Origin of the sequence: Micromonospora sp. U56 (assembly GCF_018070095.1) — a bacterium.
GTDB lineage: Bacteria > Actinomycetota > Actinomycetes > Mycobacteriales > Micromonosporaceae > Micromonospora > Micromonospora purpureochromogenes.
Genome location: NZ_JAGPYL010000258.1, coordinates 1 through 1373 on the forward strand (window position 1 = coordinate 1; position 1373 = coordinate 1373).

General features: G+C 81.7%; 1 protein-coding gene. It reads right to left on the reverse strand.

What is annotated here, in order from left to right; translation table 11 throughout:
* Positions 1-1052 (reverse strand): DUF6350 family protein (locus tag KBX37_RS33865; RefSeq protein ID WP_210779886.1); only part of this gene is annotated, 1052 nt, incomplete at its 3' end.
* Positions 1053-1373 lie beyond the last annotated feature (321 nt).

Consider the following 1373-nt stretch of genomic DNA (forward strand, 5'->3'; position numbering starts at 1 on the left):
GAGGCCGCGGCGGCCAGGCCGGCGAGCAGGCCGACCACCGGGCCGGCGAGCGCCGCCGGACCGAGCAGGGCACCCCACTCCGGCACCGCGCGCTCGTCCGCGTCGCGGAGCAGCCGCCGGGCGAGCAGCCAGCCCGCGGCCATCCCGGCCAGCACCGGCACCGCGAGCAGCGCCGCCCCGAACCCGTCGACCGGGCCGCTGGGCAGACCGGCGAGCAGGGGTACGGCCGGCAGCGCGCCCACCGAGACCTCGCTGGTGCGTACCGCCGTGCCGGCACCGACGGCGAAGCCGGGCCCGAGCAGGTAGGCGGTCGACCAGATCGTGGCGTTCGGCGCGTAGGCGAGGCTGACCAGGGTGATGCCGGCCTGCCCGGCCACCCCGGTCCGGTACGCGCCGATCATGTCGGCGGCGTCGCCCCCGCCGGTCGCCACCGCCAACCCGGCCGCGCCGGCCCCCGCGCCGAGCAGCAGCAGCCCGGCGACCAACCCGGTGCGCACCCCGTCGCGCAGCGCCGCCGGCGCGCGCTCGGCGAGCAGGCCGGCCACGCCGGTGGTGCGCAGTGCCCCGACCAGCGCGGCGAGCGCGCCGAAGACCGCGGATGTGACGCCGGCGCGGACCGGGGAGACCCGCAGGTCGTCGGTGCTCACCAGCACCGCGGCGAGGGCGCCGAGCAGCCCGTACCCGAGGCCGACCGCGACCGCGGCGGTGAGTGCCTGGCGGGGTGAACGCCCGCCCCGCGCGCCCATGGCCCGGCTGGTGTGCACGCCGGCCCGGGTCAGCCGCCAGAACGCGAGCCCGGAGAGCAGCAGCGGGACCAGGCCGAGCGGGCCGGCGGTGGTCTGTAGCGGCACCCCGTGGCCGAGCAGCCAGCCGGACAGCCCGGCGCGCAGCGCACCGGCGACGGAGCCGGCGTCCTCGCTGATCTGGGCCAGCGCCAGCACGAGGGCGACCGGCAGGTACGACGTGAGCGCCGCCCAGCCCGCGGCGACCCCGGCGGCGACGACGAGCGGCGCCCGCCCCCGGCCCGACTCCGGCCGGCGGGGCGCGGGCACCCGGCCACCCGACGCGGGCCGGCCCCCGGGCCGGTCGGGCTCCCGGCGGGCGACCTCCCGGGCGCCGTGCTCCCGACGGCCGTGCTCCCGGCGGCCGTCGTCGGTCCGGCGGCCGTCGTCGGTCCGGCGGCCGTCGTCGGTCCGGCGGCCGTCGTCGGTCCGGCCGGCGCCGGCCGGGCGGGCATCGAGCCGGCGGGCATCGTCCCGGGGGGCGTCGGCGCGGTGGCCGGCGGCGGGGCGGAGGGGCTGATCAGGGGGGACCGAGGACACCGGGTCGACGCTGGCACGCGGCGGGGGGGGCGGCTGCCCGGCGGCCGCACC